The following is a 17,906-nucleotide window of genomic DNA, read 5'->3' as shown; positions in this document are numbered from 1 at the left end:
AAGTAGCCACATCGTAACGATGACTGATCGCCCGCAATGCTCAGGAGATGGCGACGACTGACGGCGTCTATCAGTCCGACAGGTGGCAGAACGACACCGTCCCGAGAGCGGGCTCCGAACGGACCGACTCGGATGTCGGTGGCGACATCGAACGGGTGTTGGCTGTATACGGACCGACGAACATCGAGAAAATAGAGCGGCACATCGAACCCCTGGCAGACGTCGTCGGCACGACGACGCTCCTCTGCACCCAACCCCATCCGAACGTAACCGGGATCAACCAGCTCTCACCCCCCTCGACGGGCGTCCGTCTACTGGACATCTTCCTGTTATCCCTGCTCACAGCAGTCGAGTCGATCAGAGGAGACTACGACGCCGTCGTGTCTGTATCACTGTTCCCCCACGGTTGCCTCGGACTCCTCGCCGCTCGATGGAATGGGATTCCGGCTCATCTCGGAATCATCGGCTACGACATCGACGTCCACGCCCGGGCGTGGTACGGTCGCCCGGTCCGGTGGCTCATCCGTCGGTTCGATGCGGTGACGGTTCCCGGACCCACACACAGACGACGGCTCCACCGCTTCGTCGGCGTCCCCTGGGACCGGACAGCGATTCTGGCGAATCCGATCAACGCCGATCGGTTTCCTGGAGGGGAAGACGCCGAGCGGCCCTACGACCTGCTGTGGGTTGGTCGGCTAACCGCCGAAAAGCGTCCGGTGCTGTTCGTCGACGTGATCGCGGTGGTCGCCGAACGGTATCCCTCGGTACGGGCGGTCATCGTCGGAGACGGTCCGCTCTCGGCCGACGTGACGAAACGGATCGCACACTACGGGCTCGAAAACGTGATCGACACGCCGGGCTGGGTCGACGACCCGGCCCCGTGGTATGCCGACGCGTCGGTATTCGCACTGACGTCGGAACGCGATGCACTGCCGTTGACACTGATCGAGGCGATGGCGAGCGGAACCGTTCCGGTAGCGCCCGCCGTCGGAAACGTCTCAGACCTCCTCGTCGACGACTGGAACGGCCGGGTGGTCGACCCGGCGACGATCGAGGGCTTCGCGACGGCCATCGAAGAACTACTTGCGAATCCGGAGCGACGGGCACGGCTCGGTGCGAACGCCCGCGGCGTTCGGAATCGCTTCTCCATCGCCGACGCTGCCGAAGATTGGCAACACGTAACGCGAATTCTCACGCGGTCTAGCCGGGAGTAATCGCGTCAATTAGTCCATAACGAAGCCGATACGGCTGTTCCACCCTCGTATGGCTGATCCAGATATCCTGTTCGTCGTTCTCGACTCGGTTCGCCGGGACCGTGTCTCGGCGTACGGCCACGACCGAACGACGACCCCGAACCTCGACCAACTCGCCGAGGAGGCGACCCTGTTCGAAGACGCCTACACGCCGGCTCCCTGGACCTTACCGTCGCACTGCTCGATGTTTACCGGGGTATTTCCCAGCGAGCACGGCGTCACGAACGGCTTCTCCGACCAGTCGTTGCGTCTCCCCGAATCGATCGATACGCTCACCGAACGACTCTCGGCCGACGGATATCGGACCGCCGGGTTCTCGAACAACCCGTGGGTCGGCTCGCTGTCCGGAATCGACAGGGGGTTCGACGAGTACGTCGAGTGGGACCTCGAGATCGGCGTCGACGGCGACACCGACATCTCGACGACGCGGGATCGACTGTACTCGGCGGCACACGGGCTGCTCGCACAGGCCGCTCGCCAGCCGGTTTTCCTGTTGAAGCGACGTATGTTCACGGCGAATCTGGTCGAACGGGCGACCAGATGGCTGCGAGCGACCGCCCGCGATGGCCCGCCGACGTTCACGTTCCTGAACCTGATGGAGGCACACAGCCCGTACTTCCCGCCGAGAGACGCCTTCGAGGCGCTGGACCTCTCGCCTCCAGGGCCGATCGAGCCACGGCTGTTGAACACGAGACTTCTCGCGTACGTCCTCGGTCGAAGCGACCTAGCACCGGAGCAACGCGAACGGGTCCTGGAATTCTACGACGCGAGCCTCCGATACCAGGACCGAAAGCTCGGCCAGTTGCTATCGGTACTGAAAGAGACCGGGCGGTACGACGACTCGCTTGTGGTGATCGTCGCCGACCACGGGAAGAACCTCGGGGAGCACGACCGCAACGGAACGCCACCGCACTCGACCCGGAGCGTCAACACAGATGTTCCACTGGTCGTCAAACGACCCGGACAAGACGACCCGAAACGGGTGTCACACCCCGCGGAGCTGACTGGGATCTTCGATCTCGCCTCGGACCCCGAACTGTCGCCGACGGCGGCGCTGTGTGGCGACGAAGGCGCTTTCGTCGAGGATTACGTGCCGCACACCGGGCGGACCAGCGAACCGACCACACGGTGGCGGGTCCTCTCCGACGGCACGCACCGATACGTCAGGGCCGAGGACGGCAGGGAGTACCTGTTCGGTCCTGACGGAAGTCAGCTCTCCAAGAACGAAGGGGACCTGCGGAACCAGTTCGCAGAGGCGATGGAGAGTCGAGTGGCGAGACTCGCCGAACGGGGCGACGGAGCCAAGGCGGAGCCGGAAACCCTCTCACGCGGTATCGAGTCCCAACTCGAAGACCTGGGCTACTTAGAGTGAACAGCGCTCGCTCGGCCAACGATCGCTCCGGAAAAGTAACGAAGACCCGTGAAACGGCCGTATGTCAAGGTCCTATCGAACCCGCATTGAGGCGTGCGGAGCGAAGTACCTCCGAACGAAGGGAACAGGTTCACGTGGAACTGAGTGAATGTACTATCTGTTCAGATTAGGAATCTGGTAACAATGTTCTGTGAGCAAGTCCGGGCAGTATGGAGATACATATTCGATCCGATGACCATTGGTCGAAGTCCGGGGAGACGCTGGTCAGCGGAAACGCGTTCATTGACGGGGAACACGTATCACGGGAGGAATTTGCTGCTAGGATATCTGACGCGGATGGAAAAGCCGGTTTACTGTCAATACTATCCCGAGCTAATGGCTTCTTCTCCGTAATACACCGTGAGGGCGACACGGTCTACGCCGCCGTCGATCACGTCAGAAGTTGGCCCCTTTACTACGCAAACACCGACGAGGTGTACGTCAGTGATTCGTCGGAATGGGTGCATAAGTCAGGAGGTCAAAACGGCTACGATCCGACAGCCACGGACGAATACATATTTACGTGTTATGTAACCGGGAGCGACACGCTAAGTAACGACGTCAAGCAGATTCAGGCCGGGGAGTTGGTTATATTTCGGGAAGGCAATGCGGAATCTTCCATCAATAAAGAGCAGTACTACTGCTATGACCCCGGTAGAAACGTCGAACCAGCCAGTGCAGAGACCTTCGAGGAAAGACTCGTAGAAGTGTTTAAGCGGTTGATCCGGTACGCCGACGGACGTACGATACTATTAGGACTCTCCAGCGGATACGATTCGCGCCTCATGGCGTTGATGCTCCGCCGTCTGGGGTACGATGACACAGTGACATACACGACACTGACTGCTTCAGGAAGCCGGGAGAAGATGCGAATCGCTGAATCAATCGCTGAAAAACTAAATTTCGAGCACATCGAGATTACGAGTGAAAAGTCGGACTTCCAGCAGCTACAGACGGCAGATCAGAGTAGCCTTATCCACGATGTGGGATTTTTATCAGAATATCCACACTTATACAAGTTCGTACTCCGTCGAAAACTCGAGGAGGCTGGAGTAGAAGTCGAAGACGTCGTTCACGTACTGGGCCACCAACTGATGAGCGCTGGTGAGTCCCTTTCCGGCCAAATTAGGGAACAGGATGGGATCAGCCGGGGCCAGTTTCTAGATCTGATGTGGAACCGCCACTACGCCAACTGGATCGCACAGGGAGACACTGACTTTCGAAGACTGTTCGAGGGTCGAATTCTGGATAGAGTCCCGGGAGCCCTGTATGAACACGGAAACTTCGAGTCGACGATGGACGCTGTTCGAGGATACGAACAGTGGTATTGGCGGGAACGGTTGCCGAAGTACATTCTCGCTCGGCGCGAGTACGAATATCTGGGTTTCGATATGTGGTATCCGTTACTCGATCGCCGATTGTGTTCGTTTTACGAGCGAACCAGGTATCAGGACAAGATTGAACGACGCATCCTTGAGAACTACGTCGACGAGCTACACGTTCGCATAGTCGGTGAAAGTGAGGAGTTTGATCCCCGTGGTACTGGAGAATCATTTCGAGAGAGGACCTGGAGTTCGGCGACCCGACTAATCCACAGTCTCCCTGACTCACTGATGGATTACATACGCAAGACGTACTACGATCAACGTGATATCGATTGGTACGAACAGGACCCTAGATATGGAATTATCAGTAAAGAGGAGTTCGAATCGATGTCATTCTATACAATAAGGCCGAGGACATTGCTGCTCCTCTATCTGTATCAGAGGGGGTTCTGGGACGTTCCGGTGCAGAACGAATTCGACCGTGCACTCCAGGGGTAAGGTAGAAAATACGATAAGCGTCGCAACCGGTGTGGGCCGTTCATCCAAGGCTGCGGCCGATGGACCGAATATCGTCTTCGATCCGCCACGACAAGTACCGCGCGAAGAGGAGGCAATTAACGGTGTAGACGACGATACCTGACGGGATCAAGACGACGAGTTCTACCAGTGGCCCCACCTCTAACATCCTGCGGAGCTGCCAGAGGATACCGAGCATAATGCCAGCAGCGATGGCCGGATAGAACCACTCCTTGACGAGCGCCATCGGCGCCGTTTGCGTGAGCCTTGATACCACGAACACGTCGAGCGGGAGCATCGGGAAGGCGTACACGCCGACGACGACGAGCGCGACGCCTTCAATGCCGAACAGGTCAGCCGCCGGCCAGATCAGCACGGCGATACAAGCGACTCTGAGGGCAGCAAGCTTCGCCAGTATATCGGGGCGGTCAAGCGCCTTGAAGATAGAACCGAAGTTCCGCGTGATCGAGTGAAACAATCCGTACAGCGCCAGCAACTGCATCGGTCGGATCATCCGCGTCCACTCCGATCCGAGGACGACCGGGACGAAGCTCGGAGCGACAATCGCGATGCCGAGCGACATCGGAATCGTGACGAAACCCGTGACGCGCGTCGTTGCGAGAAGCGTCTGACGGAGTTCAGCCGGTTTGTCCTGGAGTTTCGAGAACGCCGGGAAACTGACACTGGCGATCACTTCGGAGACCTCGGACGACGGCGTGTCGGCGATTCGGTACGCGTACTGGTAGAACCCGAGCGCGGTGGCTGAAATGAACCACCCGACGAAGGCGTCGTCGCCCTCCCGGTACAGGAAATAGAGGACCGAAGACGCCGTGATCCACTTCCCGTAGTCGATCAGTTCCTTCGCGATCGAGCTGTCGAACGAAGGCCGGGGGCGGTAGTCGTGGATGAAGTACGAGAGTCCGAAGCGGAACACGTCCGCCGAGACGTACGCGAACACGAGCGCCCAGACGGTCGGCGAGACGAGCGCGTAGCCGACGCCGACGAAAAACTGGACGAACCCGCCGCTGACTTTGTAGACAAACTCCTTGTGGAACTCGAGATCCTTCCGAAAGTAGATGATGCCCGGGTTCCGGAGGCCGAACAGGAGTGGACCGAGCCCGATGACTCGGATCAACGGCGTCGCAGACGGTTCGTCGAAGACGCCTGCGATGGTGGGAGCCAACGCGAATAGCACCCCGAAGATCACCGCACCTCGGAGCGCCTCGAGACACCAGGCCGTATCGAGATACTTGTCGACGTTCTCGTCGCGTCGCTGGACGAGCGCCGACTTCAGACCGATCTTCGAGAAGTTTCGCGTCGCGCTCAACGAGATCAACGCGATACCGACGAGTCCGAACTGCCTGGGCACGAGCAGTCGCGCGAGGATTATCAACATCAGAATCTGCAGGAATCGACTGGAAAACTTGATTCCGCCGGCCCACAGCCCGCTCTGGATGCTGCGATCCACTATCGATCCGCTCGGAATGGCTGATTCCAGGAGACTACGGAGGCGGTCTTTCACGGTCGTCCCCCGGTCGAATCGGGTAGCGATCTCGTCAGTCCTCTAGGCGGTCTGCTCATACTGCGGTCTCACCCGTATGACTCGATATCGCAACCACCAGACAAAGGTAATCACGACAAAAAACAGGTTAGGATTCGTACAACTCCGGAGGTCGACCCCACCCCGTGGGACAGCTCGTTGAATCGTCGGACGTCGGAATGTCCCGGCTATCGTGACGCGTGCATCCGGCGATCGGCACAGATACCCACTGGCAGGAGTTCGCGGCCAGAAGGAACGACCGCCACCTCACTGCGCGGAGTACAGTTCCGCGTACTGGCCGTCGTCTTCGAGCAACGACTCGTGTTCGCCCCGCTCGACGATCGTTCCGTCTTTGACAGTATAAATCCGGTCGGCGTCGCTAATGGTCGAGAGACGGTGCGCGATGGCGAGAATCATAAATTCACGGTCCATCGACTCGATGCCGGCCTGAACTCGGGATTCGATGTTCGTGTCTAGGTCGCTCGTAGCCTCGTCGAGGACCAAAACGTCCGCGTCTTCCAGCAAGGCGCGGGCGAGGGCGACCCGCTGGCGTTGTCCCCCGGAGAGACGGACACCATCGTCTCCGAGTTCGGTCCCGTATCCGTTCGGAAGGTCGTCGACGAACTCTGAGACCTGTGCGATCTCACAGACGCGCTCCAGTTCCTGGGGGCTGGCATCTTGGTTCGCGATACGGAGGTTCTCTTCGAGGGTCGTGTTGAAGATGAACGGATTCTGTCGCACGTATGCGACCCGCGAGCGCCAGTCGTCGATATCGTACTCGTTCACCGGTCGTCCCGCCGCCGTGATCTGTCCCGAATCCGGCGTGTACAGTCTCGCGAGAAGCGACGCGATGGTCGATTTACCGGCCCCGGACTCGCCGACGAAGGCGACGAACTCACCCTCGTCCATCCGGAACGAAACGTCCGAGAGCACCTCTTCGGTCCCGTCGTACGAGAAGGAGACGTTCTCGAAGGTAACCGGGGAGGGGTCCTCCGGAACCGGCTCCTCGCCACCTTCGATCTCCGGATGACGTTGCAGCGTATCGATGAATTCCTCGGTCCGGATGAGGTGGGGCAACATCCCCTCCAACTGGTAGAACCGCTTGTTCGTACCGCTCACTACGGGTCCGAGTTTGAACATCACGAACAGGAAGGCCCCGAGCACGCCGAACGACATACTCGTAAATACGAACGCCGCGTAGATCAGCCCGAATATCAGCAGTGCGATGGAGAGGTTGTACGCGTTGCCGATCAGGGCCTCGTTCCGTTTGACCCGGATCGAGGCGTCGACGAACTGTCCCATCGCGTCGCCGAAGTCGTTGCGGAGTTTTGAGCCGTACCGCAGCGTCTTCACCTCACGAATCCCCTGCGTCCCGGCCTGGACCGCACGCTGGATTTTTTCGTTGGCGTCGGCGACGCGGTCTCCGATTGTATACCCCGATTCGATCGTGTTGCGGAGCCCGAAGGTCAGGATGCCGACGAGCCCCACCGACACAACCGTGAGCCTCGGAGCGAGGTACAGCGCGATACCGAGGTACATCACGATGAGCATACTCCGCTGGAACATCCGGACAAACGCCTCGATCGCTTCACCGGCGTGCTGTGCCTGTGTGACGATCGCGTTGAGGATGTCGTCGGAACCCTCGCGGTCGAAGTAAGCGATACGCGCTTCCAAGGTGTTGTCGAAGCCACGAGACTGGAGGTCACAAACGTAATTCATCCGTAGGTGCACGCGTGCCCACTCCGTCAGGAACGTGAAGGCGTAGCGAACCGTCAGTACAAGCCCGACTCCGAGGACGATTGACCCGACCGTAAACGGCAGTCCGAGAAACTCGTAGATGCTGGCGAAGGCCCCGGCGATCCCGCCGTCGGGCGCCGCTCCCGATGACTGGGCGACTTCGATCAGCGGGACGATTAGCGTCACACCGACTCCCTCAAGCAGCGCGGTCAGGACACCGAACCCGACGATAGCGGTGGTGAAACGAGGCTTGAACGACGCAATCAGATAGAGCGCGTTAAGCTTTTCTCGAAATCCTAGATCTTCGGGCATCGTTGTTTAAGTATCCTCGAACGGAGTTTGTTAATACGGTCCTATCACCGTCACAGCCCGGAGTGTCAACCGTGATGGAGTGAATTTCGAACTTTTTCGGCGGCGTTCCAGCCCGGACGACCCAGGATCGACGCCGCAGCTCCAGCCCCGCATTTTGCCCGGTTCGTAAGCCCATTGGCGTAGTAGGCGCCCCTGAGGAAGTGGGAAATGGCCTTCGGAGACCAGAATCTCTTTTCGAGCCAGTAGACCGCTTGCTTTTGATGCCAAGAGGAGAGGAGATTCCGTCGGATTTCTGGATACCGATCGTAAAGTTCTCGTTGGTGTTGGGTTGTCTTTTTCACAATCTCGAATCGGTTGGGTCCGGTCCATAGACTATTCGTCTCCTGACGATAAAAGGCGAGACACTCGTCCACGTAGTCGGCTTTAGTCCGCCGAGCCAGTTCGATCTTCAGGTCCGTGTCCCCCAGTATGATATCCAGATCGTCGTCTTCGCCCATCCCCGCGAGCGGCAAGCAATCGATCAACACGTCCCGCCTCATCAGCATCGATCCCGTCCACAGTGGGAACGTTTGGAAAGCCAGGGCTTCCTCGAGAAAGTCGCCGCGGACACTCGGCTTCGGGTAGTGTCGTTCGTCGCCCCTGATGACGCCGCAGTATGAGACACCCACGTCCGGATTCTCTTGCAGTATTTCAGCGGTCTTCGTAAGCTTCCCCTCAAGGAGCTCGTCGTCATCATCGAGGAATTGGATGTATTCACCCGTCGAGGCCTCTATTCCAGTAGTTAGTGCCGCATTCCAGTGACCGGGTTGATCGCGAGTGATTCGCTTCACTCCGTCATATCTTTGTAAGACGGGATCGGCGTTCCCCTCTCCTGAGTCGTCGACGACGATCAGCTCGACGGGGTCATAGTCCTGTCTGAGGACGCTCTCGATCGCTCTTGAAAGAAGCTCGTTCCGATAGTAGGTGGGAATGATGACCGAGATGATCGGTGGCATATGCGTCCCTTGGAAGATGGGTCAATTTGTTAATTCGTCCCTATCGTTATTTTTTTTTTATATCTAATCCTCGTGGATTCAGTTCGATGGCGATGGGTCAAGCCCGGATCTCCTGGGTTTCGCTAACATCGGAACACTTCAGCGACGGGCGGGACCGAGCCCGCGATCGGTCCAGGTGCCCGATATTCGGTGCTCCTCAGTCTGGTGCATCCGTGACTCGACGCCGACGTCCCACCCGTCGTTTGAGAATGAGTCCACACACCGATTCAACGGTTTCGTTTAGTCACTCCGCCTGTATTTCATCGTCCGCCCGACCGTGGAGCGCACGAGCATCAGCCCGGGCAATCCGTCGGCGAACCACAGTACCAGTCCGACGATGACGGATCCGATCTGCAACGCGATCACCGCCGTGAGGTCCAGGGTGAGTAGTTGTGCGACGTACTCGGTCAGGAGGCTTCGGACGCCGTCGGCGAACGATCCCCGATCGACGATAACTCGGCTGGGAGCGATCGGCCACAGGACCGGCGTGAGATACAGCGTTTGAGACGAGAGCGACGCGGGGAGCACGTCGCCGACCAGATGGAGCAGATGGCCGGTGGCGAAGGCGATTCCGATCCGTTCACGTCGGTATCGTCTCGCGACCGCGACGAGGACGAGAGAAGCCGGAACGGCCACGAACACCGAATGTGCGACCGCGTATCCGCTCTCGAAAAACCCGAACTGCCACGCGAGCGGCTTGTCGACCAGATCCGGAAAGGCGGATCCCACCGCGAGCGCGACGACCGGCCAATCGGCGGGTCGGGATCGATAGCGTCCCCTGAGATACAGCGAGTAACACACGTATGCGAAGAGTGCGTGTTCCCAAGGCCACATACTCGGTCTGACTAGTCACCTGGGGTTAGTTAGTATTAGACTACTCCGATCTCGCGGCCGTCGAGACGACTTCCTCGGATCTCTATGTGACGCGACGATCCTGGCATCGCCGTCGGTTCGGGAGGTTGTCTCCCTCCAGACCGGCGGCTGCCGATATCAACGTCGTTGCCGACCGGCCGCTGTCAGAATCGATGTCGTTGGTATCGTCTCCCCGTCGTTAGAGACGAGAGCAGCTGTACGGACCGGACGCCGGTAAATACGTAGCTAATAGATAGACAACCGGCGTCCGAATGTCTCCGCCGACCACTGTTTTTAACCGTGGGAGCGTCTGTTCTGCGACGTCGATCACAAAGGGCTGGATATGTACTACCGGTCGGGCGTTTAGTTCCGTATAACAAAACACTCACGGGCGGAGCACAGGAATATGTCCGAACCGCTTTTCGAGCTCACCAGTTTTCAACGGGACCTGCTCTACGTGATCGTGGGACTGTCCAGTCCATCGGGTCAGGAGATCAAAACGGAACTGCAGGAGGTGATCGGCGAGATCACGCACGGGCGATTGTACCCGAACCTGGATACGCTCGTGAACAAGGGATACGTCGAAAAGGGACAGAGCGACCGTCGGACGAACGTGTACGAGATCACGGAGAAGGGGACCGAAAGCCTCAGGTCCCGGCGAGAGTGGGAAGACCAATACGTGAATCTGTAAGGGTGTGAGGACCCGCTGGCCGAGGCTTTCGATCCGCTGAGTAAGTGTCCTGTTAACCGAAGATCGATCGGCTAATGCGCCTGAAACCGCCGAATATCGTGTCAGTGGTCTCTCGGTTCGATAACTCCGACCACCGGAGCCGACGTGCGACTCCGTCCCCGGGCGGTCACTGAGGCAGTGTATAACAAAACCCACATAGAGCGGTTGTACGGATACGCCCCGCCGTGTTGGCGGTGATCGAACCGCGCGCGTCGGGAACCTATGGAGGATCCTATATGCACCGATTCAGTACCGAGACCGTTCGCCCGTACCGACCCCGCTTCGCGAACTGGACGTCGGGGAGACTCGCGACGCCGAACGAGGTCGCGAGTTGACGATGTACGACGGACAGACTATCGGCGTCGTCGTCCCCGCGTACAACGAAGCCGGTCAGGTGGGTGACGTACTCGAGACGATGCCCACGTACGTCGACCGTATTTACGCCGTCGACGACGCCTCGACCGACAGCACCTGGGAGGAAGTACGAGAGTCGGCCCGCCGTATCAACTCCGAGGCCGGGCCCAGCGCCGTCGGCGGTGATGAGAGGGATGCTGCAGCGCGCGTCGTCACCGTACAACACGAGCGCAACCGGGGCGCGGGGGCGGCCGTGAAGACTGGCTACGCGTGCGCGCTCGAAGACGGGATAGACGTGGCTGCCGTGATGGACGGGGACGGCCAGATGGACCCGGCCCACCTCGATCGAATCCTCGCGCCCGTCACGAGCGGTGACGTCACCTACTCGAAGGGAAACCGGCTGTCCTCGCGCGAGGACTACGCCTCGATGTCGAACTGGCGGCTCTTCGGAAACGTCTCGCTCACCCTCTTGACGCGAATCGCCAGCGGCTACTGGGAGCTGTCCGATCCACAGAACGGTTTCACGGCGATATCGAACGAGGGGTTGCGGACCATCGGCTTCGAACGTCTCTACGATCGGTACGGGTTCCTGAACCACGTGCTCTTCGCGCTCAACGTCAACAGGGAACCGATCGCAGACGTCTCACACCCGGCCGTCTACGCGGACGAGCAAAGCGGCATCAACTACTGGACGTTCATCCCGCGGGTCTCTTTCCTCCTGGGCCGGAACTTCGTCGAGCGACTCACCCGATCGTACGTCCTCCGGATGTTCCACCCGCTGATCGCCTGTTACGTGCTCGGCGCGGTCGTGACGCTCGCCGGCGTCGCCGGTGGACTGCACGCGCTGTCTTCGCCCGCGGTGGACTCGTTCCTCGGCGGGATGGTGTCGGTCGCCGTCGGCACGCTCGGCGGGCTACTGATCGTGCTCGGACTGTGGTTCGACGTCTCGGAAAACGAGGGGCTCGTCCGGAAGGTCGACTACTCGAGACGGGAGGTCGCGGACGAGACAACCGAGGACCTTCCACACGTGTCCTCTGGCCTCGAGGTATACCAGGACGGCGGAACCACGGCCGCGTCGGCGGAGGAGGGTTCACAATGACCGACGTCACGTTCGTCTTGGGAACGAGACCGGAGATCATCAAACTCGCCCCGGTCGTTCAGGCGTGTCACCGCCTGGAGGTCGACTACTCGATCGTCCACACCGGACAGCACTACTCGGACAGCCTCGATTCGGTCTTCTTCGACCAACTCGAACTGCCGGAGCCAGACTACGACCTCGGCGTTGGCTCGTCGTCGCACGGCGAGCAGACCGGCGAGATGCTGATCGGCGTCGAGCGGGCGCTCGCGGAGACTGCCCCGGAGGTGGTCCTGGTCCAGGGCGATACGAACAGCGTCCTGGCCGGCGCGCTCGCCGCCAGCAAGATGGACGCGGAGTTGGGCCACGTCGAAGCGGGCCTGCGGAGTTTCGACCGATCGATGCCGGAGGAGACCAACCGGGTCATCGCCGACCACGTCTCGGACCACCTGTTCGCGCCGACCGAGCAGAGCAAGAAGTACCTCCTGGACGAGGGCCTCTCCGAACGCCGAATCACCGTCACCGGGAACACCGTGGTCGACGCCCTCTTCCGGAACAGGGAGATCGCCCGACGGAAGAGCACCGTCCTCGCGGACCTCCGAATCGAGAACCGCGACTTCTTCGTGATGACGGCGCACAGACAGGAAAACGTCGACGACGAGGCCCGGTTCAGAGACCTACTGGCAGGCGTCGAGCGGGCGGCCGAGGCACACGACGCCGACGTGATCTATCCGGTCCACCCCCGCGCACGCGACCGAATCGAGACGTTCGGAATCGAGGTCCCCGATCCGATACGGGCGGTAGAGCCGCTGGAGTACCTCGATTTCCTGCGGCTCGCTTCGACAGCGGAGTTGATCCTGACAGATTCGGGGGGCGTTCAGGAGGAAGCGTGTATCCTGGGCACCCCGTGCGTGACGATGCGGGACAACACCGAACGGCCCGAGACTATCGACGTCGGAGCGAACCGCCTCAGTTCGTGCGATCCCGGCCAGATCGTCGCGAGCGCGACGGAGATGCTGTTGCGAGGCGACGACTGGGAGAACCCCTTCGGAGACGGTGACGCCGCCGAACGGATCCTGCAGTCGCTGCCGCTGGAAACCAAGTCCCGGGAGGTCGCGCGATGAGTTCGGTCTGCGTCCACGGGTTAGGATACGTCGGGTTACCGACCGCCGCGATGCTGGCGACGCACGGCCACGACGTGTACGGCTACGACACGGATCCGGTCCTGACCCGGGAACTCAGAGACGGCGACGTCAGCCTCGACGAACCGGGACTCGAGGCCTTCGTCGCGCGGGCGGTCGAGTCGGGACGGTTGCGGATCGTCGACGATGTCGCGGCCGCGGCCTACCACGTGATCTGCGTGCCGACACCGTTCGACGAGGACCGACGGGAGGCGAATCTCGACTACGTCACCGCCGCCGGGCGGACAGTCGGTACAGTCCTCCGGGAGGGGGACACCGTGATCCTCGAATCGACCGTCCCGCCGGGAACCACCGAGAGACACCTGAAGCCCGTCATCGAGTCGGAGTCCGGACTGGCAGCCGGGCGCGATTTCGGACTGGCGCACTGTCCGGAGACCGTGCTCCCGGGAGACGTCATCGCCGAACTCCGGGAGAACGACCGGATCGTCGGCGGCGTCGACGCCCGCTCCGCGACCGCGGCGGTCAGGCTCTACGAGTCGTTCGTGGACGGTGCGATCCGCTCGACCGAGGGCCCGACGACGGCGGAGTTCGTGAAACTGATCCAGAACACCGCCCGCGACGTCGAGATCGCACTGGCGAACGAGATCGCCCGGATCGCACACGACTACGGGATCGATTCACGGGAGGCGATCGAGATGGCCAACGCGCACCCGCGTGTCGACATCCTGCAACCGGGGCCCGGCGTAGGCGGCCACTGCCTCCCGATCGATCCGTGGTTCCTCGGGGCCGACTCCGACGCGCTCGATCTCGTCCCGACGGCGCGGGCGGTCAACGACGGGATGATCGAGTTCGTCGTCGACCTCCTGGAGGAGTTGCTCTCCGACCTCGATGAGAAGCGCGTCGCCGTGTTCGGAGCCGCGTACAAGGGCAACGTCGACGACACCAGAATGAGTCCAGGTCTGGAGCTGGTCCGCGAGTTACAGCACGGGCAAAAGCCCTCGGCGCCCGCGACGGACGGTGGAACGCTCGACACACCCGGCGTGGCGATCCACGATCCGCACGTTCGGGATCCGACGCTGCGACTCCTGGACGTGGAGGAGGCTGCGACGGACGCGCACGCTATCGTGATCGCCACCGATCACGACGAGTTCGCCGAACTCGACCCCGATCGGCTTCGGGAACTGATGGCGGACCCGAACGTCGTCGATACGCGGGCCATCCTCGATCTCGAACGGTGGCGAAACGCGGGGTTCGAAGCCCGGCGAGTGTGATGCCTTCCCCCCATCCCCCGATGTGGGTGCCTCTGACGCGGGCGTTCGACCCCGCTTCCGGCGTGCGTCCCCCGACGCCGCCCCCTCTCCCCACCCCATGTCGGTCCCCCGGCGCTTTCCTCCCGGTACGTCTCCCTGGTCGCGAGTCAGTTCGGAGCGGTCGCCCGGACGGTCTCTTCGCCGGTCACCGTGACGAAACACCCGGCCATCCGAAATGAAACGGATAGGTCGATCGACTCGGAACTGCGCGCCTGATCGACGAGGTGTGCCAGCGATTCGACGTCGATCACGTCGTACAGTCTGTCGTCGATCTGTTCGGGTTCTACGTCGCGTTCGTCGGCGACCGTCGTGACGATGTGCCAGCAGAGGTCGTCAACCAAGTCCGGTGTCATTGGCTCCATCTGTACAGTGCGGTCACAGGGGCATTGCAGTTGTTTCGATTCGTATGGTATGTCAATCAATCAGGTACTACGTATGTAGAAACCGTGGGAGCACGCACACGCTGGTCCGGGCCGATCTGAAGTAAAGTCTCCAGCGAACGCGACCGCCGGAGACAACTCACCCGTCGTCGCCGGGAGTCTCGAACAGCGAGGAAAAGAGCTTGCGTTCGGCCGTCCGGAGGTGTCTGTTGAACGTGGGTTGGGTGATTCCCATCGCCGCTGCGACGTTCTCACCCGTGCTCGCGCGGGGCCACTCGAAGTAGCCGCTGAGGTAGGCGGTTCGCGCCGCCTCACGCTGCCGGTCCGTGAGTTCCCCCGTCATCGCGCCCGGGTCCCTCGCGTCGCGGGTTCCCATTTCGCGGTCCCTGCGGGCCAGTAGTTCGACCGATTCGTAGCGATCGCCCAGACTCTCGAGGACCGTTCGAACGTCGACAGCGGGTGACAGCGTCACGGTCGCGTCGAACCCCGCGGAATCGGCGACCAGACGCTCCACGGTGACGCCGTGTTTCGTCAACCGATCGACGACGGTCGCGCCCGCTATCACTACCTCGACCCGACCCGCCGAGTCGCCGTCGAGGACGCGAACTGACTCGACGGCGTGGACGGCCTCCGACAGCGAGGTCGGGTCCGCCTCGGTATCGAGGTAGACCAGGGACCGGTCATCGGACTGCCGCACCGTCCCCTCGACGTGGACCCGTTCGCCGAGCGCGGTCGCGATCCGCGGCAGGACCGCGTTGGACCCGTCGATTCGGACGTCGAGTTCCACGACGGACTCGCTCCGGAGCGACCGTCTCGTCTCGATGCTGTTGATCGCGTCGGCGACGGTGTCGCCGAGTTCCCCGAGCAGTTCACCGAACTCACCCTCGAACGCGCCCCGCCTGTCGGCGTACACCGAAAGGACGCCGTACTCGACGTCGTCGTAGACGAGGGGCACGCTCAGGACCGAACCGAACCCCCGGACCAGGGCGCGTTCGCGCCACGGGGACTTGCGGAGGCCGTCGGAGACGTCCGGAACGTGCACCCGCTCCCCCGAATCGAGTGCGCTGTGGCTCGGTTCATCGAGTGACCCACCTTCCGGGGACTCGGTCGAATCTGTCGCCGCGGAAAGCTCGTCGAGATACCCTCGGTCGTCACCTGCCCACGCGACCGGTCGCGGGCGTCCGCCGGTCCGATACGTTTCCCCGAACCAGGCGAACGCGACCGACTCGGCCTCGACGAGCGGGTCGCAGACGGCAGTCGCGATCTCTTCGAGCGTGTCGGCCTCGACGAGCGCGCCGTTGATCCGACGGAGCAGGTCGTTGAACCCGTGGAGCCGCTGGAGTTTGCGCGTCCGTTCACTGAGCGTCTCCCGGTGCTGTGCGAGTTCGGCCTCGCGTTCGACCCGACCGAGCGCCGCGACCGCGTTCGCCGCCAGCAGTTCCACGGACTCCCCCACGTTGCCGGCCGGATCGGCGTCCGGGAATTCGATCCGCAACAGCCCGTACTCGTCGAGGGTCGCATAGAGCGTCCGAGTCCCGGTCGAATCCGCGTCGTCCGAGCGTTCGACCACGTTTCCCGACGGTGTGTCTGGTCCCCCCTCGCCTCCCATCGGCTCGGGAGCGGCGGAACTGATGCGGTGGAACGACGGAGCCGACTCGGCCGAACCGTCGCTCGTTGGGTCGCTCCGTTCGCCCGTCGACGCCGGGGCTCCGCCTCCGCTGTCGGCGGTCGAGAAGGCCTCCCAGACGGTGGTCCCAGGTTCGCCCACCTCGGGGTCGTCTATCGACGCCGCGACCGGAGCGAGGACCGACGCGGAGCGATCGAGCGAATAGGCGACGACGGCCGCGGCGGGCCACACTGACCTGGCGACGTCCACGATCGTCTGATAGACCGCCTCTGTCTCCTCCGCGCCCAGGAGGAGGCGGGCCGATCGGTTCAGTTCCCGGAGCGCGTGTTCGTTCTGCTTCCGGTCGGTCACGTCTCTGATGACGCCGACGCGCTCCTGTCTGCCGTTGGGGAACTCGACCGAGGAGAAGTGCGTCTCGATGGGAAGCGAGTCGCCATCGGCCGTCCGAATCGACGATTCGATCATCCCCACGTCCGCGCCGTCGCCGCGGAGTTGCTCGATGAGCTCGTCCGCCATCGAGAGCGTCTGTTCGCCGGCGAGCATCGACGCGTGGGACCCGACGAGTTCGTCGCGGTCGTACCCCGTCATCGACGTGACGGCGTCGTTGACCGAGGTGATGACGAACGCCTCGTCGAGCGTGTAAACGCCGTCTTCCAGCGTTTCGAGGATCCGATTCGATCGCTGAAGTTTCCACCGCATTCGGACCCGGTCGCTGGCGTCCCGGACGAGGATCGAAACGGTGTTGCCACCGGTGGGAACCGCACGCACCTCGACCGTCCGCCCCCGGTCGAGCGTTACCTCGGTTTCGACGATGGTGTCGCCGTGGGCGGCGTCGTCGACGATCTCCGCCAGCTCGGGGCCGACGATCGGATCGATCGTCGCCAAATCGCTCCCGACTGGATCGCCGTCGATGTCGAGCAACCCGGCGCTCGTGTCGTTCGCGGCGGTGATGGTCAATGAATTGTCGATCAACAGGAACCCCGTGATCGCTCGATCGAGAAACGACCCCACGCTGGTCGACTCTTCAGACGACGCTCCGTCACCAGTCATTCGGCCCCCACCTGCGGTGTCGCGACACGTCGTTCAGTGCCCACGGATATTGATAAATATTCCGTCATATTCACACATCATTATACAATTGGATGATAGATAACGGCCATAAAAGCCGAAATCCAGACTCTCACGTTCTGTAAATCGTTCATTATCTGGCGGAAATACATACGATACGTTACCAGAATATTTATGATAGTCACAAAATCATACTTTTTTAACTATGCTTAATGCGTGAACAAAAGATTTAACTTCGTT

General features: G+C 61.3%; 13 protein-coding genes. 7 read left to right on the top strand and 6 right to left on the bottom strand.

Features of this window, described 5'->3' with window-relative positions; translation table 11 throughout:
* The first annotated feature begins 47 nt into the window (after nucleotides 1-47).
* The 3 genes from NO360_RS15580 to NO360_RS15570 all read left to right on the top strand — a co-directional run bounded on the left by NO360_RS15580 (nucleotide 48) and on the right by NO360_RS15570 (nucleotide 4,487).
* Entirely contained in the window at nucleotides 48-1,214 is a 1,167-nt protein-coding gene (locus NO360_RS15580; RefSeq protein ID WP_256308771.1) for a glycosyltransferase family 4 protein, read from the top strand.
* A 49-nt stretch (nucleotides 1,215-1,263) separates the two neighbouring features.
* The gene (locus NO360_RS15575; protein ID WP_256308770.1) at nucleotides 1,264-2,625 is read left to right on the top strand and encodes a sulfatase; all 1,362 of its coding nucleotides are present in this window, start codon (nucleotides 1,264-1,266) and stop codon (nucleotides 2,623-2,625) included.
* A 209-nt stretch (nucleotides 2,626-2,834) separates the two neighbouring features.
* On the top strand, nucleotides 2,835-4,487 hold the full coding sequence (locus NO360_RS15570) for an asparagine synthetase B family protein (RefSeq protein WP_256308769.1): 1,653 nt from the start codon (nucleotides 2,835-2,837) through the stop codon (nucleotides 4,485-4,487).
* Nucleotides 4,488-4,527: 40 nt separating this feature from the next.
* On the opposite strand, the gene NO360_RS15565 is transcribed toward NO360_RS15570, so the two are convergent.
* From NO360_RS15565 to NO360_RS15550, 4 genes are all read right to left on the bottom strand, one after another.
* Entirely contained in the window at nucleotides 4,528-5,973 is a 1,446-nt protein-coding gene (locus NO360_RS15565; RefSeq protein WP_256308768.1) for a lipopolysaccharide biosynthesis protein, read from the bottom strand.
* A 339-nt stretch (nucleotides 5,974-6,312) separates the two neighbouring features.
* Complete coding sequence (locus NO360_RS15560) at nucleotides 6,313-8,094, bottom strand: ABC transporter ATP-binding protein (RefSeq protein WP_256308767.1); 1,782 nt, start codon at nucleotides 8,092-8,094, stop codon at nucleotides 6,313-6,315.
* Between the two features lie 65 nt (nucleotides 8,095-8,159).
* Nucleotides 8,160-9,089 (bottom strand): glycosyltransferase family 2 protein, encoded by a 930-nt coding sequence (locus NO360_RS15555; protein WP_256308766.1) that lies wholly within the window; start codon nucleotides 9,087-9,089, stop codon nucleotides 8,160-8,162.
* 279 nt (nucleotides 9,090-9,368) lie between these two features.
* Nucleotides 9,369-9,962 carry a metal-dependent hydrolase gene (locus tag NO360_RS15550; RefSeq protein ID WP_256308765.1) on the bottom strand — a complete coding sequence of 198 codons (594 nt, stop codon included), beginning with the start codon at nucleotides 9,960-9,962 and terminating at the stop codon, nucleotides 9,369-9,371.
* 424 nt (nucleotides 9,963-10,386) lie between these two features.
* Between NO360_RS15550 and NO360_RS15545 the strand changes: the two genes are divergently transcribed.
* The 4 genes from NO360_RS15545 (at nucleotide 10,387) to NO360_RS15530 (ending at nucleotide 14,552) form a co-directional block, all read left to right on the top strand.
* Nucleotides 10,387-10,671: a PadR family transcriptional regulator gene (locus NO360_RS15545; protein ID WP_256308764.1), complete on the top strand. Its 285-nt coding sequence runs from the start codon at nucleotides 10,387-10,389 to the stop codon at nucleotides 10,669-10,671.
* Nucleotides 10,672-11,047: 376 nt separating this feature from the next.
* Nucleotides 11,048-12,163 (top strand): glycosyltransferase family 2 protein, encoded by a 1,116-nt coding sequence (locus NO360_RS15540; RefSeq protein ID WP_256308763.1) that lies wholly within the window; start codon nucleotides 11,048-11,050, stop codon nucleotides 12,161-12,163.
* Nucleotides 12,160-13,263 carry a non-hydrolyzing UDP-N-acetylglucosamine 2-epimerase gene (gene wecB, locus NO360_RS15535; protein ID WP_256308762.1) on the top strand — a complete coding sequence of 368 codons (1,104 nt, stop codon included), beginning with the start codon at nucleotides 12,160-12,162 and terminating at the stop codon, nucleotides 13,261-13,263. Before NO360_RS15540 ends, wecB begins: the two co-directional genes overlap by 4 nt.
* Nucleotides 13,260-14,552: a nucleotide sugar dehydrogenase gene (locus tag NO360_RS15530; protein WP_256308761.1), complete on the top strand. Its 1,293-nt coding sequence runs from the start codon at nucleotides 13,260-13,262 to the stop codon at nucleotides 14,550-14,552. Before wecB ends, NO360_RS15530 begins: the two co-directional genes overlap by 4 nt.
* Nucleotides 14,553-14,698: 146 nt before the next feature.
* Here the strand turns inward: NO360_RS15530 and NO360_RS15525 are convergent, their stop codons facing one another.
* Nucleotides 14,699-14,944, bottom strand: a complete 246-nt coding sequence (locus NO360_RS15525) for a HalOD1 output domain-containing protein (protein ID WP_256308760.1) — start codon at nucleotides 14,942-14,944, stop codon at nucleotides 14,699-14,701.
* 166 nt (nucleotides 14,945-15,110) lie between these two features.
* Nucleotides 15,111-17,648, bottom strand: coding sequence for a bacterio-opsin activator domain-containing protein (locus tag NO360_RS15520; protein WP_256308759.1), 2,538 nt, complete (start codon nucleotides 17,646-17,648; stop codon nucleotides 15,111-15,113).
* Between the last annotated feature and the right edge of the window lie 258 nt (nucleotides 17,649-17,906).

This window comes from Halobellus litoreus (genome assembly GCF_024464595.1).
Lineage (GTDB): Archaea > Halobacteriota > Halobacteria > Halobacteriales > Haloferacaceae > Haloquadratum > Haloquadratum litoreum.
This window is presented reverse-complemented; position numbering and strand designations above follow the sequence as displayed.

Bases quoted from the DNA above. Each gene is read 5' to 3' on its own strand.
- NO360_RS15540 (WP_256308763.1), top strand. From the start codon at position 11,048: ATGTACGACGGACAGACTATCGGCGTCGTCGTCCCCGCGTACAACGAA.
- NO360_RS15580 (WP_256308771.1), top strand. From the start codon at position 48: ATGGCGACGACTGACGGCGTCTATCAGTCCGACAGGTGGCAGAACGAC.
- NO360_RS15555 (WP_256308766.1), bottom strand. From the start codon at position 9,089: ATGCCACCGATCATCTCGGTCATCATTCCCACCTACTATCGGAACGAG.
- NO360_RS15570 (WP_256308769.1), top strand. From the start codon at position 2,835: ATGGAGATACATATTCGATCCGATGACCATTGGTCGAAGTCCGGGGAG.
- NO360_RS15575 (WP_256308770.1), top strand. From the start codon at position 1,264: ATGGCTGATCCAGATATCCTGTTCGTCGTTCTCGACTCGGTTCGCCGG.
- NO360_RS15550 (WP_256308765.1), bottom strand. From the start codon at position 9,962: ATGTGGCCTTGGGAACACGCACTCTTCGCATACGTGTGTTACTCGCTG.
- NO360_RS15560 (WP_256308767.1), bottom strand. From the start codon at position 8,094: ATGCCCGAAGATCTAGGATTTCGAGAAAAGCTTAACGCGCTCTATCTG.
- wecB (WP_256308762.1), top strand. From the start codon at position 12,160: ATGACCGACGTCACGTTCGTCTTGGGAACGAGACCGGAGATCATCAAA.
- NO360_RS15530 (WP_256308761.1), top strand. From the start codon at position 13,260: ATGAGTTCGGTCTGCGTCCACGGGTTAGGATACGTCGGGTTACCGACC.
- NO360_RS15520 (WP_256308759.1), bottom strand. From the start codon at position 17,648: ATGACTGGTGACGGAGCGTCGTCTGAAGAGTCGACCAGCGTGGGGTCG.
- NO360_RS15525 (WP_256308760.1), bottom strand. From the start codon at position 14,944: ATGACACCGGACTTGGTTGACGACCTCTGCTGGCACATCGTCACGACG.
- NO360_RS15545 (WP_256308764.1), top strand. From the start codon at position 10,387: ATGTCCGAACCGCTTTTCGAGCTCACCAGTTTTCAACGGGACCTGCTC.